At 63.4% G+C, this 21911-nt stretch carries 19 protein-coding genes and 2 pseudogenes; 10 read left to right on the top strand and 11 right to left on the bottom strand.

Annotated features, from left to right (window positions below; translation table 11 throughout):
- Positions 1–46 precede the first annotated feature (46 nt).
- The 7 genes from ACX80V_RS04380 (at position 47) to ACX80V_RS04350 (ending at position 7438) form a co-directional block, all read left to right on the top strand.
- Positions 47–1411, top strand: a complete 1365-nt coding sequence (locus ACX80V_RS04380; protein WP_485842132.1) for an ABC transporter substrate-binding protein — start codon at positions 47–49, stop codon at positions 1409–1411.
- Positions 1412–1413: 2 nt separating this feature from the next.
- Positions 1414–2346, top strand: a complete 933-nt coding sequence (locus ACX80V_RS04375) for a carbohydrate ABC transporter permease (protein WP_485842131.1) — start codon at positions 1414–1416, stop codon at positions 2344–2346.
- Positions 2343–3242, top strand: coding sequence for a carbohydrate ABC transporter permease (locus ACX80V_RS04370; protein WP_485842130.1), 900 nt, complete (start codon positions 2343–2345; stop codon positions 3240–3242). The genes ACX80V_RS04375 and ACX80V_RS04370 overlap by 4 nt, the downstream gene beginning before the upstream one ends.
- Before the next feature lie 88 nt (positions 3243–3330).
- Positions 3331–4425 (top strand): Gfo/Idh/MocA family protein, encoded by a 1095-nt coding sequence (locus ACX80V_RS04365; protein ID WP_485842323.1) that lies wholly within the window; start codon positions 3331–3333, stop codon positions 4423–4425.
- Entirely contained in the window at positions 4425–5171 is a 747-nt protein-coding gene (locus ACX80V_RS04360) for a ThuA domain-containing protein (RefSeq protein WP_485842129.1), read from the top strand. The genes ACX80V_RS04365 and ACX80V_RS04360 overlap by 1 nt, the downstream gene beginning before the upstream one ends.
- Positions 5172–5229: 58 nt before the next feature.
- Entirely contained in the window at positions 5230–6411 is a 1182-nt protein-coding gene (locus tag ACX80V_RS04355; protein WP_485842128.1) for a Gfo/Idh/MocA family protein, read from the top strand.
- 1 nt (position 6412) lies between these two features.
- Positions 6413–7438 carry a sugar phosphate isomerase/epimerase family protein gene (locus ACX80V_RS04350; RefSeq protein ID WP_485842127.1) on the top strand — a complete coding sequence of 342 codons (1026 nt, stop codon included), beginning with the start codon at positions 6413–6415 and terminating at the stop codon, positions 7436–7438.
- A gap of 262 nt (positions 7439–7700) precedes the next feature.
- Here the strand turns inward: ACX80V_RS04350 and ACX80V_RS04345 are convergent, their stop codons facing one another.
- The 5 genes from ACX80V_RS04345 to ACX80V_RS04325 all read right to left on the bottom strand — a co-directional run bounded on the left by ACX80V_RS04345 (position 7701) and on the right by ACX80V_RS04325 (position 13859).
- A complete protein-coding gene (locus ACX80V_RS04345; RefSeq protein ID WP_485842126.1) occupies positions 7701–8747 on the bottom strand; it encodes a Gfo/Idh/MocA family protein in 1047 nt (348 codons plus the stop codon).
- 177 nt (positions 8748–8924) lie between these two features.
- Positions 8925–10670 carry a glycoside hydrolase family 13 protein gene (locus ACX80V_RS04340; protein WP_485842125.1) on the bottom strand — a complete coding sequence of 582 codons (1746 nt, stop codon included), beginning with the start codon at positions 10668–10670 and terminating at the stop codon, positions 8925–8927.
- Positions 10667–11539, bottom strand: coding sequence for a carbohydrate ABC transporter permease (locus tag ACX80V_RS04335; RefSeq protein ID WP_485842124.1), 873 nt, complete (start codon positions 11537–11539; stop codon positions 10667–10669). Before ACX80V_RS04335 ends, ACX80V_RS04340 begins: the two co-directional genes overlap by 4 nt.
- A 29-nt stretch (positions 11540–11568) precedes the next feature.
- Positions 11569–12495 carry a carbohydrate ABC transporter permease gene (locus ACX80V_RS04330; protein ID WP_485842123.1) on the bottom strand — a complete coding sequence of 309 codons (927 nt, stop codon included), beginning with the start codon at positions 12493–12495 and terminating at the stop codon, positions 11569–11571.
- A gap of 62 nt (positions 12496–12557) precedes the next feature.
- Entirely contained in the window at positions 12558–13859 is a 1302-nt protein-coding gene (locus tag ACX80V_RS04325; RefSeq protein WP_485842122.1) for an ABC transporter substrate-binding protein, read from the bottom strand.
- Between the two features lie 278 nt (positions 13860–14137).
- Between ACX80V_RS04325 and ACX80V_RS04320 the strand changes: the two genes are divergently transcribed.
- Entirely contained in the window at positions 14138–15181 is a 1044-nt protein-coding gene (locus ACX80V_RS04320) for a LacI family DNA-binding transcriptional regulator (RefSeq protein ID WP_485842121.1), read from the top strand.
- Positions 15182–15411: 230 nt separating this feature from the next.
- Here ACX80V_RS04320 and ppgK read toward each other — a convergent pair whose 3' ends face one another.
- From ppgK to ACX80V_RS04300, 4 genes and pseudogenes are all read right to left on the bottom strand, one after another.
- Complete coding sequence (ppgK, locus tag ACX80V_RS04315) at positions 15412–16170, bottom strand: polyphosphate--glucose phosphotransferase (RefSeq protein ID WP_485842322.1); 759 nt, start codon at positions 16168–16170, stop codon at positions 15412–15414.
- 131 nt (positions 16171–16301) lie between these two features.
- The gene (locus ACX80V_RS04310) at positions 16302–16583 is read right to left on the bottom strand and encodes a hypothetical protein (RefSeq protein ID WP_485842120.1); all 282 of its coding nucleotides are present in this window, start codon (positions 16581–16583) and stop codon (positions 16302–16304) included.
- Between the two features lie 483 nt (positions 16584–17066).
- A pseudogene (locus tag ACX80V_RS04305) lies at positions 17067–18038 on the bottom strand (integrase core domain-containing protein); the annotation flags it as partial.
- Positions 18039–18052: 14 nt separating this feature from the next.
- On the bottom strand, positions 18053–18574 hold the full coding sequence (locus ACX80V_RS04300; protein ID WP_485842119.1) for a family 49 glycosyl hydrolase: 522 nt from the start codon (positions 18572–18574) through the stop codon (positions 18053–18055).
- Between the two features lie 123 nt (positions 18575–18697).
- Between ACX80V_RS04300 and ACX80V_RS04295 the strand changes: the two are divergent.
- Together ACX80V_RS04295 and ACX80V_RS04290 are read left to right on the top strand one after the other, a co-directional pair.
- Positions 18698–20136: pseudogene (locus tag ACX80V_RS04295) on the top strand (tripartite tricarboxylate transporter permease).
- Positions 20133–20537: a universal stress protein gene (locus ACX80V_RS04290; RefSeq protein WP_485842118.1), complete on the top strand. Its 405-nt coding sequence runs from the start codon at positions 20133–20135 to the stop codon at positions 20535–20537. Before ACX80V_RS04295 ends, ACX80V_RS04290 begins: the two are co-directional and overlap by 4 nt.
- A 10-nt stretch (positions 20538–20547) precedes the next feature.
- Here the strand turns inward: ACX80V_RS04290 and ACX80V_RS04285 are convergent, their stop codons facing one another.
- Positions 20548–21150 (bottom strand): DUF6919 domain-containing protein, encoded by a 603-nt coding sequence (locus ACX80V_RS04285; protein ID WP_485842117.1) that lies wholly within the window; start codon positions 21148–21150, stop codon positions 20548–20550.
- 53 nt (positions 21151–21203) lie between these two features.
- Positions 21204–21809 (bottom strand): hypothetical protein, encoded by a 606-nt coding sequence (locus ACX80V_RS04280; protein WP_485842116.1) that lies wholly within the window; start codon positions 21807–21809, stop codon positions 21204–21206.
- Positions 21810–21911: the final 102 nt, after the last annotated feature.

Raw genomic sequence — 21911 nt, 5'->3', positions numbered from 1 at the left:
CGCTGCCGCCTCCTTGAGCTTCCCACAGACCCCAAAGGAGCCACTTGTGGACTTGATTCGACCTTCTTCTCCGCTGCAGGAGAACACCGCAACATCCAAGCCCGCTGCGAGAAGGACCGCACTGCACGGCGATTCCGGGCGGCGCCCGCGCCTCACCGCTATCGCCGCCGCGGCCATGGCTGCGGGCCTGCTGATGAGCGGGTGCGGTGGCGGCGCGGCCACCCAGAATGCGGAAACGGCGGCGGCCGCCGATCCGGCATCGGCGGCCAACGCCACCGGCAGCGTCAACATCTGCGGCGGCAAGGACGCCTCCGGCATCTACAAGGGCACGGCAGAGGCCTTCACCAAGGCGAACGGCAAGGTCACCGCCAAGTACACCGAGATCGGAGCGACCACCGACGAGGCCCGCACGCAGGCTGTGCAGCGACTCGAAGGCAAGTCCACCGAATGCGACATCTTCCTCACGGACGTCATCTGGACCTCCGAGTTCGCCTCCCAGGGCTGGCTGCTCGACCAGACCAGGCTCGTCGAGGCCAACAGGGACCGCCTCATCCCCTCCACCGTGGAGACCGCAAAGTACGAGGACAAGTACTGGGCTTCCCCGTTCTTCACCAACGCAGGCCTCATCTACTACCAGAAGGACAAGGTGGCCAAGCCGGAGACCTGGCAGCAGCTCTACGCTGAGGCAGCCAAGGCCCCGGGCAACAGCTTCGTCTATCAGGGCAAGCAGTACGAGGGCCTCACCGTAAACTTCCTGGAGATGCTCTACAGCGCCGGGGGAGAGGTGCTGGATGAGAAGGGCGAGGTCAAGATCGACTCGCCGGAGACCCGTGAGGTGCTCGACTTCATGAGCAAGGGCCTCAAGGACGGCTCGGCGGACCGTGCCGTCCTGACCTACAACGAGGACCCTACGCGCTTGGCCTACGAGTCGGGCAAACATGGCTACCAGCGCAACTGGCCGCACGTGTACCGCCTGCTCAACGCCACCCCGATGGCCGGCACCTTCGGCGTAGCCCCGCTTCCGGCATGGGAGGGCGGCAAGCCCTCCGGCGTGCTGGGCGGCTGGAACCTGGCCATCTCGGCCCACTCCACGAACCAGGCCGGGGCTGTGGCGTTCATCGACTTCGCCACCACCCCGGACTGGCAGAAACACGTGGCCATGGACTTCTCGCAGGCTCCGGTCAATGAGGCTGCCTACTCCGACGCGGCTGTCCTGGCGAAGATGCCGTTCGCTACGGAACTGCTCGCCTCCGTGAAGGGCGCCAAGCCGCGCCCGATCTCCCCGGTCTACCCGCAGATCTCCCAGGCGATCTACAAGAACGTCTACGCCGTCCTCTCCGGCACGGCCTCCACGGAGGACGCCGTGAAGACGATGGCCGAAGAGATCAAGACCGCAAAGGCTAGCTTCTGATCATGGTAACCAAGTCTCTTGCCCCCGGTCGCGGCGTGAACGGTCGCGACCGGGCGGAGCGGCGGGTCGCGTTCCGGATGACCGCTCCGTCCCTGGTCCTTATGGCCCTGGTGGCGGCGGTCCCCATCGGCTACGCGCTCTGGCTGTCCCTGAACCAGTACAGCGTCCGCACCGCCGGTTTGTCCCGTTTCGTCGGCCTGGAAAACTACATCACGGCGCTCAGCGGGCCGCACTGGTGGGCGGCGTTCGGCCAGACCTTCCTCTTCGCAGGACTTTCGGTCTCCCTCGAGCTGGTGCTCGGCACTGCCATGGCACTGCTGCTCAACCTCGCCTTCAAGGGCCGCGCGCTCTTGCGCACCGTGGTCCTGCTGCCCTACGCGGTGGTGACCGTGGTCAGCGCCATTACTTGGGAGACGATGTTCGCGCCCAACCTGGGCCTGGTCACCAACGTCCTCTCGACGCTGGGCCTGCCCGGCGGCGACGTTGTCTGGCTCGGCGAGCACGGCTACGCGATGGCCGTGATCGTGCTTGCCGACGTCTGGAAGACGACGCCGTTCGCGGCACTCATCATCCTGGCCGGCCTGCAGGTCATTTCGGCCGAGACCTACGAGGCGGCCGAGCTTGACGGCGCCAGCAAGCGGCAGGCCTTCGTACACATCACCCTGCCGCTGCTGCGTCCTGCGATTGTGCTTGCGGTGATCTTCCGCACCATGGATGCGCTGCGCGTCTTCGACCTTCCCTTCGTGCTCACCCGCGGCGCCAACGGTACCGAGTCCATGTCGATGCTGGCCTACACCCAGCTCCGAGAAAACCGCCTGGTGGGCGAAGGATCGGCGCTAGCCATCCTGACATTCCTCACCGTCATGGTCGTTTCGGTCGTCTATATCCGCTTCGCCGGGGGCAACATCCGTGAAGTCGCCAAGGAGGAACAATGAGCACGCTGACTGCACAGCGCACGACGACGGAACCCACCACCCGCCGTCGGACACCGAAGCGCAGGCTCCGTGGCGAGGCGAAGCTGCGCCCGCTCGTGTGGGTCTTCGTCATTGCCGTTATGGGCTTCTCGCTCATACCGTTCTACTGGCTGGTCAACACCTCCCTCAAGAAGGGCGCGAGTCTGTCCAAGGGCGAGCTCTTCCCGAGCCAGCCAACCTTCGAGAACTACCTGGTGGTGTTCCAGAACGCCGAGTTCCTCCTGGCCCTGCGCAACTCGGTGATCATCGCCGTCGTCACCACCACGGTGGCGCTCGTGTTGGCTTCCTTCGCCGCCTACGCCCTGGCCAGGCTTAAGATGCGTCGTAAGGCCATGATCCTGACCCTCATCCTCTCGGTCACCACCTTCCCCGCCATCGCCATCGCTGCCCCGATGTTCTCGATCTGGCGCGAAATCGGCCTTTACGACACGCTGCTGGGCCTGATCATCCCGAAGCTGACTTTCGCGTTGCCGCTGGCGATCTACACGCTGACCTCCTTCTTCAAGGAAATCCCGCGCGAGCTCGAGGAATCGGCGTACATGGACGGGGCCACGCCGTTCACCGCCTTCCGCAAGGTCATTCTGCCCCTCGCTGTTCCGGGCCTTGCCACGACGGCGATCCTGGTGTTCATCTCCGTCTGGAACGAATTCCTGCTCGCCGTCACCCTGACCACCTCGCCGGAGGCGCGGCCGGTCCCGGTTGCGATTGCGTTCTTCAGCGGAACCAGCGAGTTTGACCAGCCCCTGGGCACCATCAGTGCCGCGTCGGTGATCATCACGGTCCCCCTCGTCATCCTCGTGCTCGTGTGCCAGAAGCGCATCGTTTCCGGCATGACCGCCGGCGCCGTCAAGGGCTAAGAACCTACTCATCAAGTCCAGATACAACCACACAAAAAAGGAAATATCCGTGAACAACGAGCAGTCCCCCAAACAGCAGGCCGCTGCCCTGGAAGAACCACGAGTCGAAGAACTGAGGGTCGGCGTCGTCGGCATCGGCTGGGCGGGACAGCAGCACCTCAAGGCCTATGATTCCCTGGAAGGCGTCCGCATCGTGTCGCTGGCAGGGATGGAACAGGACCTCCGCGACTCCCTGCAGTCCGAATACTCGATTCCGAACGCCTTTGCGGACTGGCAAGAGATGCTGGAGCACGGAGGCCTGGACGCGATCAGCGTGGCAGTGCCTACCTTCCTGCATGCACCCATCGCCATCGCCGCCCTTGAACGGGGCCTGCATGTGCTGAGCGAGAAGCCGATCGCGCGCAACGCCGTCGAAGGCCAGGCCATGGTCGACGCCGCCCGCAAGGCCGGGCGCGTCCTGGACGTCGCGTTCAATCACCGCCGCCGCGGTGACATCCAGGCGCTCAAGGAAGTGATCGACGACGGCGGCCTCGGCCGCCCGTACTACGCCAAGGCGTCCTGGCTGCGCCGCTCCGGCATCCCGATGCTGGGGAGCTGGTTCACCAACCCCGAGCTCGCAGGCGGCGGCCCGCTTGCCGACATTGGCGTACACGCGCTCGACTACGCCCTGCACCTGCTCGGCGAACCGAAAGTGGTCGCCGTATCCGCCACCACCCATTCAGAGCTGGGCCCCCGCGGCCGCGGCGGCAACGCCCGCTACAGCGCCATGGGCTCCAGCCACCCGTTTGAGGTGGAAGACTTCGCGTCCGCGTTCCTCCGCCTTGAAGGCGGCGGAACGCTCCTGATAGAGGCCGGTTGGGCCAGCTACCGGGAAACGGACGACCTGCTGGACTTCACGGTCTACGGGACCGACGGCGGAGCGGAGCTCAAGGTGCAGGGCACCCCGCTGGCACCCGTGGGTCAGCTGAGGGTCTTCACGGAAAAGGACGGCGGAAACGCCGACTACGTGCCACAAGCCCTGCCCGGCAAGGCCCACCAGGCCGTGGTGGACGACTTCGTGGCGGCGGTGCGCGGCGGAGAGGACGTCTGGGGTGACCACGACGGATCCCAGGCGCTCTACCGGGCACAGATCATCGACGCGTGCTACCAGTCGGCACAGCAGCAGAGGGAGGTTCGTCTCTAATGAACGACAAGCTGAGAATCCGGGTCTGGAACGAGGGCGTCCACGAGGCACTCAACGAGCCCTCCCACATCGGGGAGATCTACCCTGACGGCATCCACGGCGCCATCGCCGCAGGGCTTCGCCCCTACTACCCCGAGGCCGAGATCACGACGGCGGTCCTGGCCACCGACGACGAACACGGCCTCGATGAGGAGATCCTCGCGGACACCGACGTCCTGCTGTGGTGGGGCCACAAGGCCCACGCCGAGGTAAGCGACGCCGTCGTCGAACGCGTCCACCGGCACGTCCTCGGCGGGATGGGGCTCATCGTGCTCCATTCGGGGCACTTCGCCAAGGTATTCACCCGCCTGCTGGGCACCAGCTGCTCCTTGGCATGGCGGAACGATGGCGAACGCGAGCTCGTGTGGACCGTCAAGCCGTCGCATCCCATCGCCGAGGGCGTGGACAGCCCCATCGTCATCCCCGAGCAGGAGATGTACGGCGAGCTGTTCGACATCCCGGAGCCCGACGATCTGATCTTCATCAGCTCCTTCGCCGGCGGCGAGGTGTTCCGCTCCGGTGTCACGTTCACCCGCGGCAAGGGCCGGATCTTCTACTTCAGCCCCGGCGACCAGGAATACCCCGTGTACCACCACCCGCAGATCCAGCGGGTCCTCGCCAACGGCGTCCGCTGGGCCGCCCAGCCCGAGCTCCACCGCTCGGTCCCGGCCGTGAGCAACACCCCCCGGGGCTGGTTCGAGGAGTAGGGTCCCCTCCCTTCTGTGAACCCCGAACCTCGCCGAACCGCCAACTCCCAGGAGCGCCATGACCACCTCCACTGCACAGACAACCCCCCGCCCGTTAGGCGTCGCCACCATCGGCTACGCCTTCATGGGGAAGGCCCACTCGAATGCGTGGCGGAACGTGGCCAGCTTCTTCGACGTCCCGGCCTTCGAGCAGAAAGTGCTCGTTGGCCGGGACGCCGCCCAGGTGGCCGAAGCCGCCGCGAAGTACGGCTGGGCGGAGTCCGCCACCGACTGGCGCTCCGTTCTGGAGCGGGATGATATCGACATCGTGGACATCTGGGCCCCGGGCTGGATGCACGCCGAGATCGCCATGGCCGCCCTCGAGGCCGGCAAGCACGTCCTGGTGGAAAAGCCGCTGGCCAACACTCTGGCCGAGGCCGAAGCCATGACCGCGGCCGCGGCAGCCGCCCGGGCCAAGGGCGTCCAGTCCATGATCGGGTTCAACTACCGCCGCGTCCCCGCTTTGGCCCTCGCCAAAGAATTGATCGCGGAAGGGCGGCTCGGTACCGTCCGGCACGTCCGCGCCGCCTACCTTCAGGACTGGCTCGCCGACGCTGAATCCCCCATGACCTGGCGTTTGCGCAAGGAGACCGCCGGTTCCGGTGCCTTGGGCGACATTGCCTCCCACGCCATCGACCAGATCCAGTTCCTGACCGGGCAAACCATCCTTGAGGCCTCCGGGATGTTGAAAACCTTCGTCACACAGCGCCCCGGGCCGCAGGGTTTGGAGGATGTCACCGTGGACGACGCCGCCTGGGCGACCTTCTGGCTCACCGGAGACGTAGGAGCTTCAGTCGAGGCATCCCGTGTTGCGACTGGACAGAAGAACTGCCTCCAAATTGAGGTATATGGCACTAAAGGCGCCCTGACCTTCGATTTGGAAAACCTGAACGAACTGACTTTCCTGGACGCCACCGTGCCTGTTCGCGAGCAGGGCTTCCGCCGGATCCTGGTCAACGAACCCGAACACCCCTACCTTGAAGCGTGGTGGCCGCAAGGTCACATCATCGGTTGGGAGCACACCTTCACGCACCAGATCCGCGACTTCCTGACGGCGATCAGCGCCGGGGAGGCGCCGTCGCCGTCGTTCGAAGACGGGCTGCAGGTGCAGCGGGTCCTGGCCGCCGTCGAAGAATCCGCGAACAACAAAAGCACGCTCACCGCCGTCAACGACGCTGCGTTTGCCACCGAAGGAACCTGACATGCCCCGCCCGTATACCCTGTTCACCGGCCAGTGGGCCGACCTCCCGTTCGAGGAAGTCGCCAAGCTGGCATCCGGCTGGGGCTACGACGGCCTGGAAATCGCCGTCTCCGGGGACCACCTGGACGCGTGGCGCTGGGACGAACCCGGCTACGTCGAGTCCAAGCTCGCTGTCCTGGACAAATACAACCTCAAGGTCTGGGCCATCTCCAACCACCTCAAAGGCCAGGCCGTCTGCGATGACCCCATCGACTTCCGCCACGAAGCCATCGTCGGGGCCAAAGTCTGGGGCGACGGGGACCCCGAGGGCGTCCGCCAGCGCGCCGCCGAGGAAATGAAACACACCGCTTGCCTGGCCAAAGCCCTGGGCGTGGACACCGTCGTCGGCTTCACCGGCTCCTCCATCTGGCAGTACGTGGCCATGTTCCCTCCCGTACCGGAAAAAGTAATCGAGGCCGGCTACCAGGACTTCGCGGACCGCTGGAACCCCATCCTGGACGTCTTCGACGAATGCGGCGTCCGCTTCGCCCACGAGGTCCACCCCTCCGAAATCGCCTACGACTACTGGACCACCGTCCGCACCCTCGAAGCCATCGGACACCGCGAGGCCTTCGGCCTGAACTGGGACCCGTCCCACTTCATGTGGCAGGGCATCGACCCCGTCTCCTTCATCTGGGACTTCAAGGACCGGATCTACCACGTCGACTGCAAGGACACCAAGCTCCGCCCCACCGGCCGGAACACCGTCATGGGCTCCCACCTGCCCTGGGGCGACCCCCGCAGGGGCTGGGACTTTGTCTCCGCTGGCCGCGGCGACGTCCCCTGGGAATCATCCTTCCGCGCCCTGGCCGCGATCGGCTACGACGGACCCATCTCCGTCGAATGGGAAGACGCGGGCATGGATCGCCTCCACGGCGCCCCCGAAGCACTTGCCGCCCTGAAGAAGTTCGACTTCCCCGCCTCCAGCACCTCCTTCGACGCGGCCTTCAGCACGGACTTTTCCGGCGAAGTCGACGGAAGAGCGTGACGCACCCCGCCATGAGCGTGCTGGGTTCCCGGTTCGACGCTTCTAGGAGATGATCATCCAGTGTGGGCCAACAGTGTAGGGCTGACCACACCAGGTGGCTCCATTTTTCCACATCCAAGGATATGAACCAGTATCTGCAGTTTGTAAGAATCTGGCAGGTTACCGATGACGCCAAAGCCGTTTGGGTCTCCTTGCACCCTAGGTATTCGCGGGTGGTGTTGTTCCTAGCAGGAGTGTTCAGGTACTCAGCCTGCGATTATTACTACAGCCGTTCGTGGCACCTTTTGGTGCCTTCGCCTTCGTAAGTGAGTCCGATCTGGCGTCTAACTTCGTCCATTGCCTCCATGATCACTGCACTGTCCCGGAGCGGCAGGATGTCGTTGACAAGGGCGCCGGAGGCTATTAGCCGCTCAGCTTCGCGCGCTTGGTATTGCATTCCACGGCCAGTGACCGCTTCGTCGAACGTCTCGACCAGATGTCCGTCCGCGTCGTATCTGGTGAACGCTGACGGCGCGTACCAGATCGGCTCGATCTCGATCCTGCCGCCCGTGCCGATGATCGAGGCACGATTCGGCCCTGATGTGTCCAGGGCGCAGTGCAGCAGCGACTGCTGACCATCCCCGTATTCGAAGATCATCGCTGTCTGCCTGTCCACACCCGTGGCTGTCATGCTGCCGCTGGCTTGGATTGTGACGGGCGCTCCAAACACGTCAAAAGCGAGGGAAACGGGGTAGATGCCCAGGTCGAGGAGAGCACCACCACCGAGCAACGGGTTGTTGAGACGGTGGAGCGGATCCTTAGGCAGGTTTTGATTGTGGTCAGCGATCACCGTCCGGACCTCGCCCAATGCCCCCGATCGGATCAGCTCACGAATACGAACCATGTGCGGAAGATAGCGTGTCCACATGGCTTCAAGAGCGACAAGTCCCTTTGATTCGGCCAGGCCTACGATTTCCTTTGCTTGCGCGGCGTTCATGGCAAGGGGTTTCTCAATCAGTACATGCTTGCCCGCGTTGAGCGCGAGGAGCGCGTTCTCGAAATGGAACACGTGTGGCGTCGAAACGTACACAACATCCACATGAGGGTCAGCCACCAGGTCCTCGTAGCTCCCATGGGCGGTGGCAATTTGAAACCTGGCGGCGAATTCTGCGGCCGAAGCCGTGGTCCGTGAGCCTACGGCCTGGACGGTGGAGCCGTTGGCGATCAGATCCGCAGTTTGCAGACCCGCGATGGATCCTGTGCCCATGATTCCCCAGCGGACAGCTGGTACGGAGTGAGCGGGAGTATCCGTCGCAGCGCTCTTTGACATGAATTCTGTTTCCCTTCGGCCAAAAGTGTGACGAGAAAAGCCCAGCGTAGGGGTGCGTTCAAGTGTTGCAGGGACTTGATCGCACCAAGCCCGTCACGAAGGCAGACGTTTGGGTGGGTATCTATGGAGCTGGCGGCGCGCCCCCGGCCTGTGCCGGGTGCCGGGGGTCGCTCGAGGTCAAACAATCCATGCCGTGGTGTTCGGGGGGAGCTTCCCGTTGTCAAGCGGTTCGCTGCTGAGGAGCACGATGCCTGCGGGCAGTTCCACGGGCTCGCTGCCGAAGTTCGTCACCGACTGCCAGTCGTTGGGACGGATGAAGTGCAGGACTGCGGCATCTGCACGCACCCATTTCAGTCGCTCTTCTGTCCGCAGGCGGCGCCGGTAGAGCGAGGCTGCTCGGTACAGCTCCAATGTGGAACCGGGCACGTTGTCTTGGGCGTCCACGGCGTAGCCGGCGAACCACGCCGGCTGTGGGATGTGGGCGCCGTCGGCGCCGAAACCGAAGGATGACCCTTCGGTGGTCCAGGGCAGCGGCACCCGGCACCCGTCCCGGCCGACGTCCACTCCCGGGTTGCGGAAGAACGAGGGGTCCTGGCGTTCGGAATCGGAGATGTCGCCGACTTCCTGGAGGCCCAGTTCCTCGCCCTGGTAGAGGTAGGCGGAGCCGGGCAGGGCGAACATCAGCAGCGACGCGGCGCGAGCACGGCGCAGGCCGAGCTCAACGTCCACAGCCGCTGGGGAACCGCCGTCCAGCAGCCATTCCTGGCCGTGGCGTCCGCCCCCGGCGGGGAGGCCGTAGCGGGTGGCGTGCCGGATGACATCATGGTTGGAGAAGACCCATGTTGAGGACGCTCCGGTTGCTGCGGCTTCGGCAAGGTTCTTGGTGATGATGCTGTGGAACTGTCCGGCGTCGAAGTCGGCCTGCAGCAGGTCGAAGTTGAAGGCCTGGCCCAGTCCTTCGGGGCTGGCATAGCGGGCGCGGCGGTCTGCATGGACCCATGCTTCGGCGACGGCTGTCCGGGGCGGGGTGTACTCATTGAAGACCTTGCGCCACTCGGCATAGATCTCGTGCACGTCGTCGCGGTCCCAGAACGGGTGGGAACCGTCGACCAGACCATCAATCCCGGTTCCTTCTAAGGGCAGCTCGGCCTTGGATGGAATAGGCTCACTCAGGTCCTTCATCAGTGCGTGTGCGACGTCGATGCGGAAGCCGTCCACGCCGCGGTCGGACCAGAAGCGCAGGGTCTTCAGGAAGTCCTCGCGGACTTCGGGGTTGTCCCAGTTGAAGTCGGGCTGTTCCTTGGCGAAGATGTGCAGGTACCACTGCCCGTGGGTGCCGTCCGGCTCGGTGATGCGTTCCCAGGCAGGGCCGCCGAATTTGGAATCCCAGTCCGAGGGAGGCAGTTCCCCGTTTTTCCCCAAGCCGTCGTGGAAGATGTATCGTTCACGGGCTGCCGACCCTTTTGGTGCAGCCAGGGCTTCCTTGAACCATTGGTGCCGGTCGGAAGAGTGGTTCGGGACGATGTCTACCACAAGCTTGATGCCTGCTGCGTGCAGTGCGGCCGCCATCTCATCGAAGTCGGCCAGCGTGCCCAGCTTCGGGTCCACATTGCGGTAGTCGTCCACGTCGTACCCGCCGTCGGCCAGGGCCGAGGGGTAGAAGGGGCTCAGCCAGACGGCGTCGATCCGAAGCGCCTTCAGGTACGGGACCCGGGAGGTGATGCCTTTGATGTCGCCCAGTCCGTCGCGGTTGGAGTCTGCGAAGCTGCGCGGGTAGATCTGGTAGACGGCTGCCTGGCGCCACCAGTCGGCGTCATTGAATGCATCAGGGCTGACGTCATTGGAGCTGTTCAATGCTTGGTTTCCTGTTCTTGGGTAGGGGGCTGGCGACTTGTGCCGAGCTGGTTGCGGCCGCGGATTCATTTAATGGCACCGGCTGTGATGCCTTGGGTGAGTGTTCGTTGGAATATCAGGAAGAAGATCAGGGTCGGGAGCATGCCCAGCAGTGCTGCGCCGGCGGTGGTTGTGGGGTCGCTGGTCATTGCGCCCTGCAGGGTTCCCATAGCCTGTGTGACGGTCTGGTTGGAGTCCGAGACCAGCATGACGAGCGGCAGAAAGAACTCATTCCATGTCCAGATGAAGAAGAACGTGCCCAGGACCATGAGGGTGGGCCGAAGAATGGGCAGAACCACGTGGATGAGGATGTTCAGCCTGCCTGCACCGTCAATCTTGGCTGCTTCGAGGACATCGCGTGGGAACGCGCTGAGGACTGAGGCGACGAAGTAGGTTCCGAACGCGCTTTGGAGAACGGTAAGGACGATGATGATCGATGTCTTGGTGTCGTACAGCCCGACTTCCTTGGAAAGGTAGTACAACGGGTAGACCAAGGCTTCCTGAGGGAGGGTGAGCCCGATCATGAACAGGGCCAGCAGGACACGATGTCCCCGGATCCTGCCGATGCCGATCGCGTAGGCGTTGAGCAGGCTCAGGACGACGGCCCCCACGGAGACAGCGACGCTGATGACCAGGCTGTTGATCAGTTTGTTCCCGAAGTCCACGTTCTCCCAAAAGGTGGTGATTCCGGTGAAGGAGAGCCCTTGGGGCAGTCCCACCGGCCCGTTGGTGGCGTAGTCCGCGGCTGACTTGAAGGCGTTGAGTATGGCCAGGTAAAACGGAACAAGCGTCAGGAGAAGGACTACTGCCAGTACGGCAAGAACGATCCACGCGGCGACACCGCGCTTGGATCGGCCCCGGGCGGCATGAAAGGCCGCTTTGGGCGTTTTTGTTTTCATTGAAGATATGTCGGTAAGTGCCATGTTCCTCAGTCCTCCTGACCTTTGGATTGAACTTTGAGGAAAACCAGTGCCAAGACGATGATCAGAACGGTCATCACGGTAGAGATCGCGGCGCCGTAGCCGATTTGGTTCTTGGAGAAGAAGTTCTGCCAGGCGAAGTAGGACGGGACGGTGGTGGCGTTGCCGGGACCGCCCTTCGTCAGCACGAAGATCGGTCCGAACACCTTGAGGGCGGTGATGGTTGTGGTCAGCAGCACGACGTAGATTTCGGGTTTGAGTTGCGGCACGATCACATGGCGGAACCGCTGTGGCCAGGTTGCGCCGTCCAGCGATGCTGCCTCTGTCAGTGAGGGATCGGTGCGGGAGAGGCCGGCCATGAAGATCACGAGGCAGTATCCGACCTGAAACCACACCAGGACAGCCATGACGGCCGCCAGCGCGGTGGACGGTTGTCCCAGCCAGTTTGATTTGAGTGCGCCCAGGCCCGCGCCGTCCAGGACGGTGTTGAGGACTCCGCCGCTCGGCAGCAGAATCCAGCCCCAGAGGATGCCTACGACTGTCACGGGAAGAATCTGGGGCAGGTAGAAACCGGCGCGGAAGAAGCTGGCGATTCGTGGGCCAAATTTGGTTCCGATGAAGTCATACAGCAGGGCTGCGAGCAAGAGTGACAAGGCCGTGGGGATGATCGCCATGGCCACGATCATCGCGATGCTGTTGACGAAGGAGACCCAGAAGTTGCCGTCCTGAAGCAGCCGTGCGAAGTTCTCGAGACCGATGAATGTCGGCGTTCCGATCCCTGCCCATTTCGTGAAGCTAAGAACGATGTTGGTGGCGAATGGGAGCACGACGACCAGTGCCAGGCCTGTTATCCCGGGAAGCAGGTAAAGCAAATATCCGCGTCTGGTGCGGCTGGTCCGCAAGCCTGCGGCTGGCGGTTGAAATCTTGTGTTCATGGTTTGGTTCCGTCCTGAGCCGAGGCTCCCGGGGTCCGGCTTGGCCGGACCCCGGGTCGGGGCTACTTCAGTTGTGACAAGTAGTCCTGGTACGGCTTTGCGATTGCGTCATTGAAATCCTTGACCGAGATGGCCCCGGTCAACAGGTTTTGAAGTGCTTTGACTTGCTGGTCGTAGTAACCGGGTGCTGGCCAGTCCGGGTAGTAGGCGAGCCCGTCGCTTTCCGTGATGCTCTTGAACGTGGCCACTGCGGCACTGCTCTGCGGGTCGGTTATGGCAGCGGGATCGGCAGCTACGGGCAGCCCGCCGGAATTTCCCATCAGGTTTTGGTTCGACGTGTCTAGGGTGCGATTGATGAAGTCGTATGCGAGGTCTTTGTTCTTTGACTTCTCCGGGACGACCCAGATGTTTCCGCCCGATCCGGCGGTGAGTTTGTTGCCGGGGAACTGGAACTGCCCCCACTGGAAGGATTTGACGCCTGTCTTCAGCTGTCCGTCGAACCAGGATCCGGAGACCATCATGGGGCTGGTGCCGGAGGTGAAGGCATTGAGCATGTCTGTGGCCTTGATACCGGTGGAATCCTTGCTGAAGTAGCCCTTCTTGCCCCAGTCGACCATGGTCTGGGCGGCAGATGTCCACGGTTTGTCGTGGAAGTCGACGGGCCCTTTGTAGAGCTGGAAGTTATCGACCCAGGATCGGTCCGCCTGGGAGAGCGCCAGTTCATACCAGAGGTGGTTGGCGCCGTATTCCGCGCCGGACATCGTCAGCGGCGTGACGCCGTTGGCAACGAAGGTGTCCATGGCCGATTCAAACTCAGCCAGCGTGGTGGGTACCTTTACCCCGTACTTCGCGAACATGTCCTTGTTGTAGTAGACGCCGACGAATTCGCCGTAGGCGGGGACCCCGTACAGCGGGCCGTTGCCGAGCACGCCGCGTTCGTCATAGTGGCCGACGGCAGCCACGCTGGCTGGAATTTTCTTGTCCCAGCCGTTCTTGGCGGCAACGTCAGTCAGATCCGTGAGGAGACCGGATTTCGCCGCCAGCCCTGCCGTGGCGGAGCCTTTCGCATATTCAAGGACATCCGGCGCGCTGTTGGAATTCAGGATCATGGTCCCTGACTGCTGGATCTGGTCGAAGCTCTTCTGCTCGAACTTGACCGTGACCCCCGGGTGCGCGGCTTCAAAGTCCTTGCGCGCCTGGGCGAACGATACCCCCATCGCGCTGTCGGGAGCTTCGAACCACCAGACGGTCAGTGTCTTACTCTCGTCGGTCGCTCCGGAACCGCTGCAGCCGGACAGCGCAAGTGCCGCCGAGATCGCCAGTGCGGCCGCAGCGGTAGTGCGCCGGAAAAAAGGAACTTTCACTTTGTCTTTCCTCTCAGTTTGGCTGCCCGTCGTTGGAACAACCACTTGGTGGGGCGCTGCGGGTCGGATCCTCCCGACTGGCAGTACACCCTAACGGCGGATTGGCTCAGATGTGATTTGAGTCTCTCACGCAAACGTTTGAGTTAAAGATAGATCCTCCCGTCGACGGGGTCAAGCGATAACCTAAGGACGCCTGCCTTCCAACTCGGGGCTCTGCGTGGTAGCTCGTTTTCTCAGGAATACGCAAACGTCTGCGCTGGATCCGGTACCATTGAAAAATGGCCAACGGGGATCGACAGTCAGTGAATATGGTGGACGTCGCAAGAGAGGCGGGCGTTTCGGTGAGCGCGGTCTCGCGCGCTCTGGCCGGGGGCAAAGGCGTGTCCGAACGCACCCGCCTAAAGATTCAGCAACTGTCCGAACAGCTCGGCTACGTGGTCTCGCCCGAAGCCTCGAAACTCGCCGGCGGACGTACTGGACGCGTTGGGCTTATCACTCCGACCATCAACGAGTGGTTCTATTCCGCTGTCATCGCCGGCGTGGCGGCAGAACTCACGGCCGCCGGTATCGATGTACTCCTTTACCCGCTCAACGGCTCCGAGGAGAGGCGCCGGTTTTTCGAGGACCTCCCGGCTCGGCGAAAAGTTGATGCCGTCATCAATATTGCTTTCCCCATCACCGAGGAGGAGTGGGAGCGTCTGGACGTGATGGGGGTTCACGCAGTTGTGGCGGGAATCATTAGACCCGGGCGCCCTTCTGTCGGGATCGACGACGAGTTGGCCGCGCGACATGCCGTCAATCATCTGCTGGGCCTGGGACATCGGCGGATCGCGATGATCAGCAGCGTTGACCCGGAAGGTACCCACTACTCCGCCGACGTTAGCCGCGAGCGGGGATACCGGAGTGCACTGGCGGCGGCCGGCATTGACGTCGATGAGGAACTCGTGGTTCCGGTGCCATGGGGCATCGACGGCGGTTCCCAGGGCATGGACAAAATTCTGACCCTTTCCCCGCTGCCCACCGCACTATTCGCCTTTTCCGACGAAGTTGCCTTCGGCGCTCTCCAAAGCCTGCGGCGATCGGGACTCCGCGTCCCCCAAGATATGTCAATCATCGGGATCGACGACCACCCGATGGCAGAAACGATGGACCTCACAACCGTCCATCAAACACCGTTTGAGCAAGGTGTACTCGCCGGCCGTCTCTCGTTGAGCCTGATCAACGGGGAGTCTCCCGACCAGCAAATCGTCTGCCCGGCTAGCCTGGTAGTTCGACGCTCCACTTGCCCCCCTCCGGCTATTGCGATGGCTTGGCCGGCTTAGCTTGCGGCGCCGCCCAATTCGCGGGCCCGCAGCCTCCGGCCAAATCAAGTGAATCCGCCGCCGCTCACGCGGTGGTCTGACTGCATTCGCGGATGCTCGGTAAGATCCGGCCGGCATTTTGAGGACATCCGAGTTTGGCGATGCGAACGGTTCCAAGCAGCCAAAATATGCGTTAGTGAACCTTTGTAAAGCTGCGTTTAGTTCGGTCAAGGATTAATGCATGTTTTTACTTATCCGGGCACCGGGATTGTTTGATGAACAGATGCAGCTTCGCCGGCGGGGCCGACGATGCCCGCTTCGTTGCGAAGAACTGCCGGCACGATGGGCGTTCGGAGTTTGAGGTTGGGCAGGTAGTCGTGTGCCCGTTGGGAGATGCCGCCGCCCACGATGAGCAGTTCGGGGGAGAACATGAACTCGACGTGGGAGAAGTAGCGCTGCAGCAGAACGCTGTATTCGTTCCAGGACAAGCCGCTTCTTTCCCGGGCAACGGCTGAGGCTTTGCTTTCGGCGTCGTATCCATCGATCTCCAGGTGGCCCAGTTCGGTGTTCGGAACCAGTTTTCCGTCGAAGATAAATGCTGAGCCAATTCCGGTGCCCAAGGTGATCACTAGGACGGTGCCGGTAACCCCTGCCCCAGCGCCGTAGCGCGCTTCTGCAAGCCCGGCAGCGACGGCGTCGTTGATGACCTCAACGGGCTGGCCCAGACGCGCCGTTAAGAGGGCATCAATGTCGGTGTTGAGCCAGCTCTTGTCCAGGTTGGCCGCGGAACGAACCACGCCGTGCTGGATGATGCCTGGGAAGGTCACGCCGAGGGGGGAGCCGGGAGCAGGCGCTTCGGGGCGGGCCATGAGTTCGGAGACCACCAGCGCAACGGCTTCGGCGACGGCCTCCGGTGTGGCGGGCTGCGGGGTGGGTACGCGGAACGGTTCACCCAGCAGCCCGCCCTCTTTCAAATCGACGATGCCGCCCTTAATACCGGTGCCTCCCATGTCGATGCCGATCAGCGGCGTGTGTTTGTGTAACTTCTCGTCCAAATGACTTCCGTTCAATGCAGGAGCGTGCAGGCAGGGGAGGACCGGCAGCGGCCCTGTAGGCAGCGGTGGTTCCCGCTCTGGTTGTTTCAGTGGCGCTTTTCGTGGATGCTGCCGCAGGGCACGCTCGGATCGACTTGGACGGTGTAAGTGCCGATGTCGTGTTGAGCGACGAGGATGCCGTGCCTGAGTTCGAACGCGGCAGCTATTAGCCGGTCGACGGCTTCACTGATTTTCGGGTCCCGGCTTTCGGGGTCGTCCTCTGTCGTGACCTCAACGGAAAGCGAGAGCGGTGGATGACCAGGGAGCAGGTCGTTGGGTGTGATGAGGCCGTCCTCGTGGGCGGGCGGCCTATGGGCGTCGCGGGACATGAGCCCTCCTAGGATGGTGAATAGATGGCTGGGGAGATGGCGATCACATCGAATCTGGCTTTGTTTCCGGTCCAAGGCCGTTGTCGCCGTTGAGAGACCCAGTGTGAGGGTGACAGCCATTGCCGGCGGGCGCGCTTTGGTGAAGAAGGTAGATGTCGAAGTTGACAGAGCCGCCGTACCGGGACAGGTTGTGCCTGCGTGGTGCCCGGGCCTTTGTACGACTCCGCCGATGGTACGTCCTTGTCTTGTTGTTGATGACCATGCTGGTCGTACTTTGATGATGAGGCGGGCAGCAGCTCGGCAAGGGCTGCTGCCCGCTTCGTTTCACAAACTGGTTTTAATTCGCCCTGTTATCTCGCAGGACATCGGTGACAGTTCTGCAAGATAACAGTGTGATGTCTCCGGAGTTTGGTGACAGTTCCGCCTCAGGACTTCGGTGACACTTGCTGTCTCTGGACAGCGGTAACAGTTTTCCTTGCCCGCCTACCTGCGGAAGTGGGTGCGTGCCTTGCTCATCCCGACGTAAGCGGTTCCTTCGGGCGGCCAGAAGTACTCTGCAAGGACCTCTCCTTCGGTATTGGCGAGCACGACACCGTCAAGGTCCCAGGCGGCAATGACGACTCGTCCGCCCATCCGCTTGGTCACCGAGTACAGGGTCCTGCCGATGCCGACCACGCCGTTGGGATAGACCCGCAGCTTCCGGCTACCAGTGGCTGCCGGGTGGGCGATGCTGCCGCTGATTTTCTGCGACGGGTCGGTCTCGGGAGGTGTTTGAGCCCGCTCCGTCGTGGTGAGCTCCGCTGCTTCCGCACCAACGTCGGCCACCGGTCCGGTAGCGCCCGGAGGATCGGCCACCTGCCCCGGCACCTGCGGTCCGGGGAGAACCGGCAATGGTTTCGGCCGGGGCGCTTCGGCGACGGCCGTGGCGTCCCACGACTGCCGCGGGGTGATACGCCCCGGCAATCCCTGGTGCGGGCGCTCGGTGTTATAGATCAGGTCAAACCGGTCGACCTGGGCTTGGAGCTCTTCGTGGGTATGGGCCAGGGGCTGCTTGTCCAGCCACCGGAACAGGGTCTGATGAAACCGCTCGTTCTTTCCCTGCGTGGTCGGTTTATACGGTTTTCCGGTGATCGCCTCGACCCCGAGCGAGGACACATAGGTGACCAGCCGACCTTCCCACCCGCGACGTGAGGGGTTGAGCGCGATCCCGTTATCGGTCAGCAACCGTTGCGGCACCCCATGGGCTGCGATGCCCTTGGCCACGACCGCCAGGGCCGCCTCGCTCGTTTCACCGGATGCTATGTGGGAGGCGACCGCGAGGCGTGAATGATCATCTTGCAGTTGGAAGATCACGCACTTGCGCCCACCGGTGAGCACGTACTCGGTGGCATCCAGCTGCCAGCAGGCATTCGGGGCCGGGTAGACGAACCTGCGGTACTCGGCCCGGGGTTTCTTCTATTCGCCCTGGTCTAGGGGGTGGACTTCCAGGCGTTCCAGCTGTCCCAATTCTCGCCATCAAAACCGAGGCGTCCCAGCTGGTAGTCGGCCCAGTTGCCTCCGGCTTTCTCGATGACTTCGCCGCCCACGGAGTAGTTTTCCAGTGCCAGGCCCTTGCTGTCAGTTACCTCGTTGCCGATGGTGACCTTTTCACCTGCGGGGTTGGTGTAGCGCTTGAGGTGGCTGACCTGCGAGGTCCAGTCGAGACCATTCCAGGCATCGATGTTCAGGTTCTTAATGTTGATGTTCTCGGTATTGGATAGGGCGTAGACGCGGATGGCGCAGTTGGTCATGCCCTCTACCTTGAAGTTTTCGAACGTCATGTTCCTGACCGTGGTGGTGGGGTCGGCCTTGGCGGTGGAGCCCATGTCCTCCCAGTGCGAGGTGGAGTTGAAAAGGCAGGTGTTGAATTTAACGTCCTTCCAGTACATCCGGTTGTGGATGACCGTAGCGTCGTGATTTCCTTCTACGCCATCTTCGTCCTCGCGCTCCAAACCTCCATCCCCCATCTCTTCTAGGAGACCCCCGTGGATTTTCTGAATCCCGTCATCAACGGATTTGCCGTTGTCCTGGAGCCCACCAACCTCCTGTACTGCCTGCTTGGCGTGGTGATCGGCATGCTGATCGGTGTGCTGCCCGGCCTGGGGCCCGCGGCAACCATCGCCATCCTTCTTCCGCTCACGTACAACGTGGAGCCCGTCACCGCGATCATCATGCTGGCCGGCATCTTCTACGGTGCCCAGTACGGCGGCACCATCACCTCGGTCCTCCTGCGGCTGCCCGGCGAAGCGTCCTCCGTGGTCACCGTCTTCGACGGCTACCAGATGGCAAACAGGGCAAGGCCGGCACGGCGCTGGGCCTGGCGTCCATCGGCTCCTTCATCGGCGGAACCGCCGCTATCATCGGCCTGACCTTCCTCGCGCCCCTCGTGGCGAGCTTCGCGCTGGACTTCGGTCCGCCCGAATACACCGCCCTGGCGATGCTCGGCATCCTCCTGGTGGCCACCATCAGCAGCGGATCGAAAGCCAAAGCGCTCAACGCCGCGGCCCTTGGACTCCTGCTGGCCACCGTTGGCCGGGACATCTTCACCGGCGAAAGCCGCTTCACGTTCGGCAGCCTGCAACTGGCCGACGGCATCGACTTTGTGCCGATCGCCATGGGCATCTTTGGCCTCGGCGAGATCCTCTACAACGTGGAGGAACGGCATCGGGCCGCCAAAGCGCCGTCGAAAGTCACCAACGTCTGGCCCTCCCGCCAGGACCTCAAGCAGGCTTCCGGCGCCATCGGCCGGGGATCCGTCCTGGGTTTCTTCCTCGGGATCTTGCCCGGCGGCGGCGCCACGATTGCGTCCATGGCCTCCTACGCCATGGAGAAAAAGCGCGCCAAGCAGCCCGAGCGATTCGGCAAGGGCGCACCCGAAGGTGTGGCCGGGCCGGAAACAGCCAACAACGCTGCCGCCACCTCGTCCTTCATTCCGCTGCTGACCCTCGGGATCCCCGCCAACGCCACCATGGCGCTGATGTTCGGCGCGCTGCTGATCCAGGGCGTAACCCCCGGCCCGCAGCTGGTGGAACAGAACCCGGAGCTGTTCTGGGGCGTGGTGAACTCCATGTACATCGGCAACATCCTGCTGCTGATCATGAGCCTGCCGCTGGTGGGAATCTTCGTGAAGATCCTCCGCGTCCGGGCCGCCATCCTGGCGCCCGTCACTGCCCTGATCACACTCTTGGGTGCCTACACCATCAACAACAGCATGTTCGATGTCACCCTGGTGGTTGTCTTCGGCATCGTGGGCTACCTCATGAAAAAGTTCGGTTTCGAACCTGGTCCACTGGTACTGGCCTTTGTGCTCGGTGAACTGCTGGAAAGCTCGATGCGCCGCTCGCTGCTGGTCTTCGGCGGCGATCCCATGGGCTTCTTTGGCCGCCCGATTTCGGCCACGCTGCTGCTGGTCTTTGTCCTGGTAGCGGTTCTCCCGGCCATCCGCGGTGCCATCGCCAAGCGCAAGTCCCTGGCCACCCCAGCCGTTATGCCTGAAATCAAGGAGAAGGTATGAGCATCGTCGTCGGATTCGTTCCAACACCCGCAGGAGAAGCCGCACTGACGGCAGGAATCGCCGAAGCCAAGCTCCGCAACGAGGACCTGGTGATCGTCAACTCGGCGAGGGAAGGCGCGTTGGTGGACAAGTCAGTGGCGCCCGACGACGTCCTCGCCCAGGCAGCCAGCCGCGCCACCGAAGCCGGCGTGAAGGCCACCGTCATCCAGCCGCCGTACCTGAACGATCTTGCCGACGAGTTCCTGGAATTCGCCCGGGAGGCCGATGCGTCCCTGATCGTCATCGGCCTGCGCCACCGCACGCAGGTGGGCAAGTTCATCCTCGGCAGCCACGCGCAACGGATCCTGATGCAGGCGGACCGCCCGGTCCTGGCGGTCAAGGCCGGTACTTCGGACACCTAAATGCTGCGGGCTACGGCACCACTGTCAGCGCGGCGAGGACGGCGGGCAGCAGCACGTCATTGCGGCCCCAGACCGGATCCAGGATCTCCACATACCAGGAGTCGGCGAGCAGGAGCGCCAGTGTTTCGTTGGTTTCCTCCGCCCAGTCCTGGATCTGCTCTTCCTGCACCGGAGTCTCGCTGGAGCCGAGGACGGTAACTACCTCGTCGCCGTCGAGCGTTACCGGGATGGCGGCGCTGCTGGCCTCGCCCGGGGCATGGGCCACGGTCACCAGCTCAGTCCGGGTGGAAAGGGCCAGAAGCTCCACGGCCGCCTCTGCACTGCAGAAGCCGGTCACGTACTGCCGCTGGGCGGAGTTGCCGGTCCGCATCCCGGGCTGGGATTCCTTGGTGAACAGCCCGTTCCTGTTGAGGGCGGCAAGCTCGGTGGCGATCGGTTCTGTTTCGGCGTCGTAGCGGACCGTAAAGGTGGCGGCCTGGTATTCGCTATGGCCCTCCAGCCACCGCGCAGTCAGTTCCCCGGCAGCTTCCAGGGTGATGGCCTGCCGCCAGGCCCCCTTATCCTCCAGGCGCCTGCCGAACTGGTCACGGATTTCCGCTTCTGTGGGTTCCATCCTCGGATGCTACGGCGCCCTGCCGCCGGACTCCAGTGGCGGCGACACAGCAGTTAATGTCCGACGGCGGGGAGTTCCGCAGGGATCCCGGCCGCCCGTTCCGCCGCGGCGAGGGCAAGGCCAAAGCGGACGACGGCGGGAGCGTACCCTTGGTGCGGCACGGCCCGCAGCTGCTCGGCCTCCCTCATGGCGCGGATCAGCGCGGAAGTTTCGGGCAGCCGGACGTCCGTCATGGCGGGGTAGTCGATGCTGCTGGCAGGGTCCAGTTCGTAGCGGCTCCACCGGGCCAGGAGTGCGTCATGTTCAGCCTGCGCCGCGGTGAGGACGGGCCGGTCCTGCCGCAGCTGGCGGCGGCGTTCCTGCCACGCCAGGATCTGGGGACTGCCCCGGTAGGCGGCCACGCCCGCCCCTGCGCCGAGCGCGGCGAGGACTACGCCGGACCACGGTGACGCGAGTGTGGGAATAAGGATCGCCGGAAGTGCCACGGCCGAGCCCATAAACACGTCCCAGAACACGGGGTCCGGGGCCCGGACGGCAGGGTCCGCCGTCGAATGCCGGCGGACAGCCAGGACGGTGGCAGCCACCGCGCACACCAGCACCGCACCCCAGAAACTCAGCTGCAATGCTCCAAACAGGACGGATTCTGCAAATGCCGGCACTGCGGCACCTCCCCGCGTCAGGCCCGGCCCAGGATTCCGGGTTGCTCCTTCCATTGCATCCCTTCCGGCCACCGGGGTCAATGGCGGGACCGGCATACGGGC

It is taken from the genome of Pseudarthrobacter arbutini, assembly GCF_054510915.1.
Note: the sequence above shows the minus strand (reverse complement) of the source record. Positions and strands in the feature narration are given on the sequence as shown.

Excerpts from the sequence above, each read along its gene's own strand:
- ACX80V_RS04375 (WP_485842131.1), top strand. The coding sequence starts at position 1,414 with ATGGTAACCAAGTCTCTTGCCCCCGGTCGCGGCGTGAACGGTCGCGAC.
- ACX80V_RS04370 (WP_485842130.1), top strand. The coding sequence starts at position 2,343 with ATGAGCACGCTGACTGCACAGCGCACGACGACGGAACCCACCACCCGC.
- ACX80V_RS04360 (WP_485842129.1), top strand. The coding sequence starts at position 4,425 with ATGAACGACAAGCTGAGAATCCGGGTCTGGAACGAGGGCGTCCACGAG.
- ACX80V_RS04355 (WP_485842128.1), top strand. The coding sequence starts at position 5,230 with ATGACCACCTCCACTGCACAGACAACCCCCCGCCCGTTAGGCGTCGCC.
- ACX80V_RS04350 (WP_485842127.1), top strand. The coding sequence starts at position 6,413 with ATGCCCCGCCCGTATACCCTGTTCACCGGCCAGTGGGCCGACCTCCCG.
- ACX80V_RS04345 (WP_485842126.1), bottom strand. The coding sequence starts at position 8,747 with ATGTCAAAGAGCGCTGCGACGGATACTCCCGCTCACTCCGTACCAGCT.
- ACX80V_RS04340 (WP_485842125.1), bottom strand. The coding sequence starts at position 10,670 with ATGAATCCGCGGCCGCAACCAGCTCGGCACAAGTCGCCAGCCCCCTAC.
- ACX80V_RS04335 (WP_485842124.1), bottom strand. The coding sequence starts at position 11,539 with ATGAAAACAAAAACGCCCAAAGCGGCCTTTCATGCCGCCCGGGGCCGA.
- ACX80V_RS04330 (WP_485842123.1), bottom strand. The coding sequence starts at position 12,495 with ATGAACACAAGATTTCAACCGCCAGCCGCAGGCTTGCGGACCAGCCGC.
- ACX80V_RS04320 (WP_485842121.1), top strand. The coding sequence starts at position 14,138 with ATGGCCAACGGGGATCGACAGTCAGTGAATATGGTGGACGTCGCAAGA.
- ppgK (WP_485842322.1), bottom strand. The coding sequence starts at position 16,170 with ATGGGAGGCACCGGTATTAAGGGCGGCATCGTCGATTTGAAAGAGGGC.
- ACX80V_RS04310 (WP_485842120.1), bottom strand. The coding sequence starts at position 16,583 with ATGTCCCGCGACGCCCATAGGCCGCCCGCCCACGAGGACGGCCTCATC.
- ACX80V_RS04290 (WP_485842118.1), top strand. The coding sequence starts at position 20,133 with ATGAGCATCGTCGTCGGATTCGTTCCAACACCCGCAGGAGAAGCCGCA.
- ACX80V_RS04285 (WP_485842117.1), bottom strand. The coding sequence starts at position 21,150 with ATGGAACCCACAGAAGCGGAAATCCGTGACCAGTTCGGCAGGCGCCTG.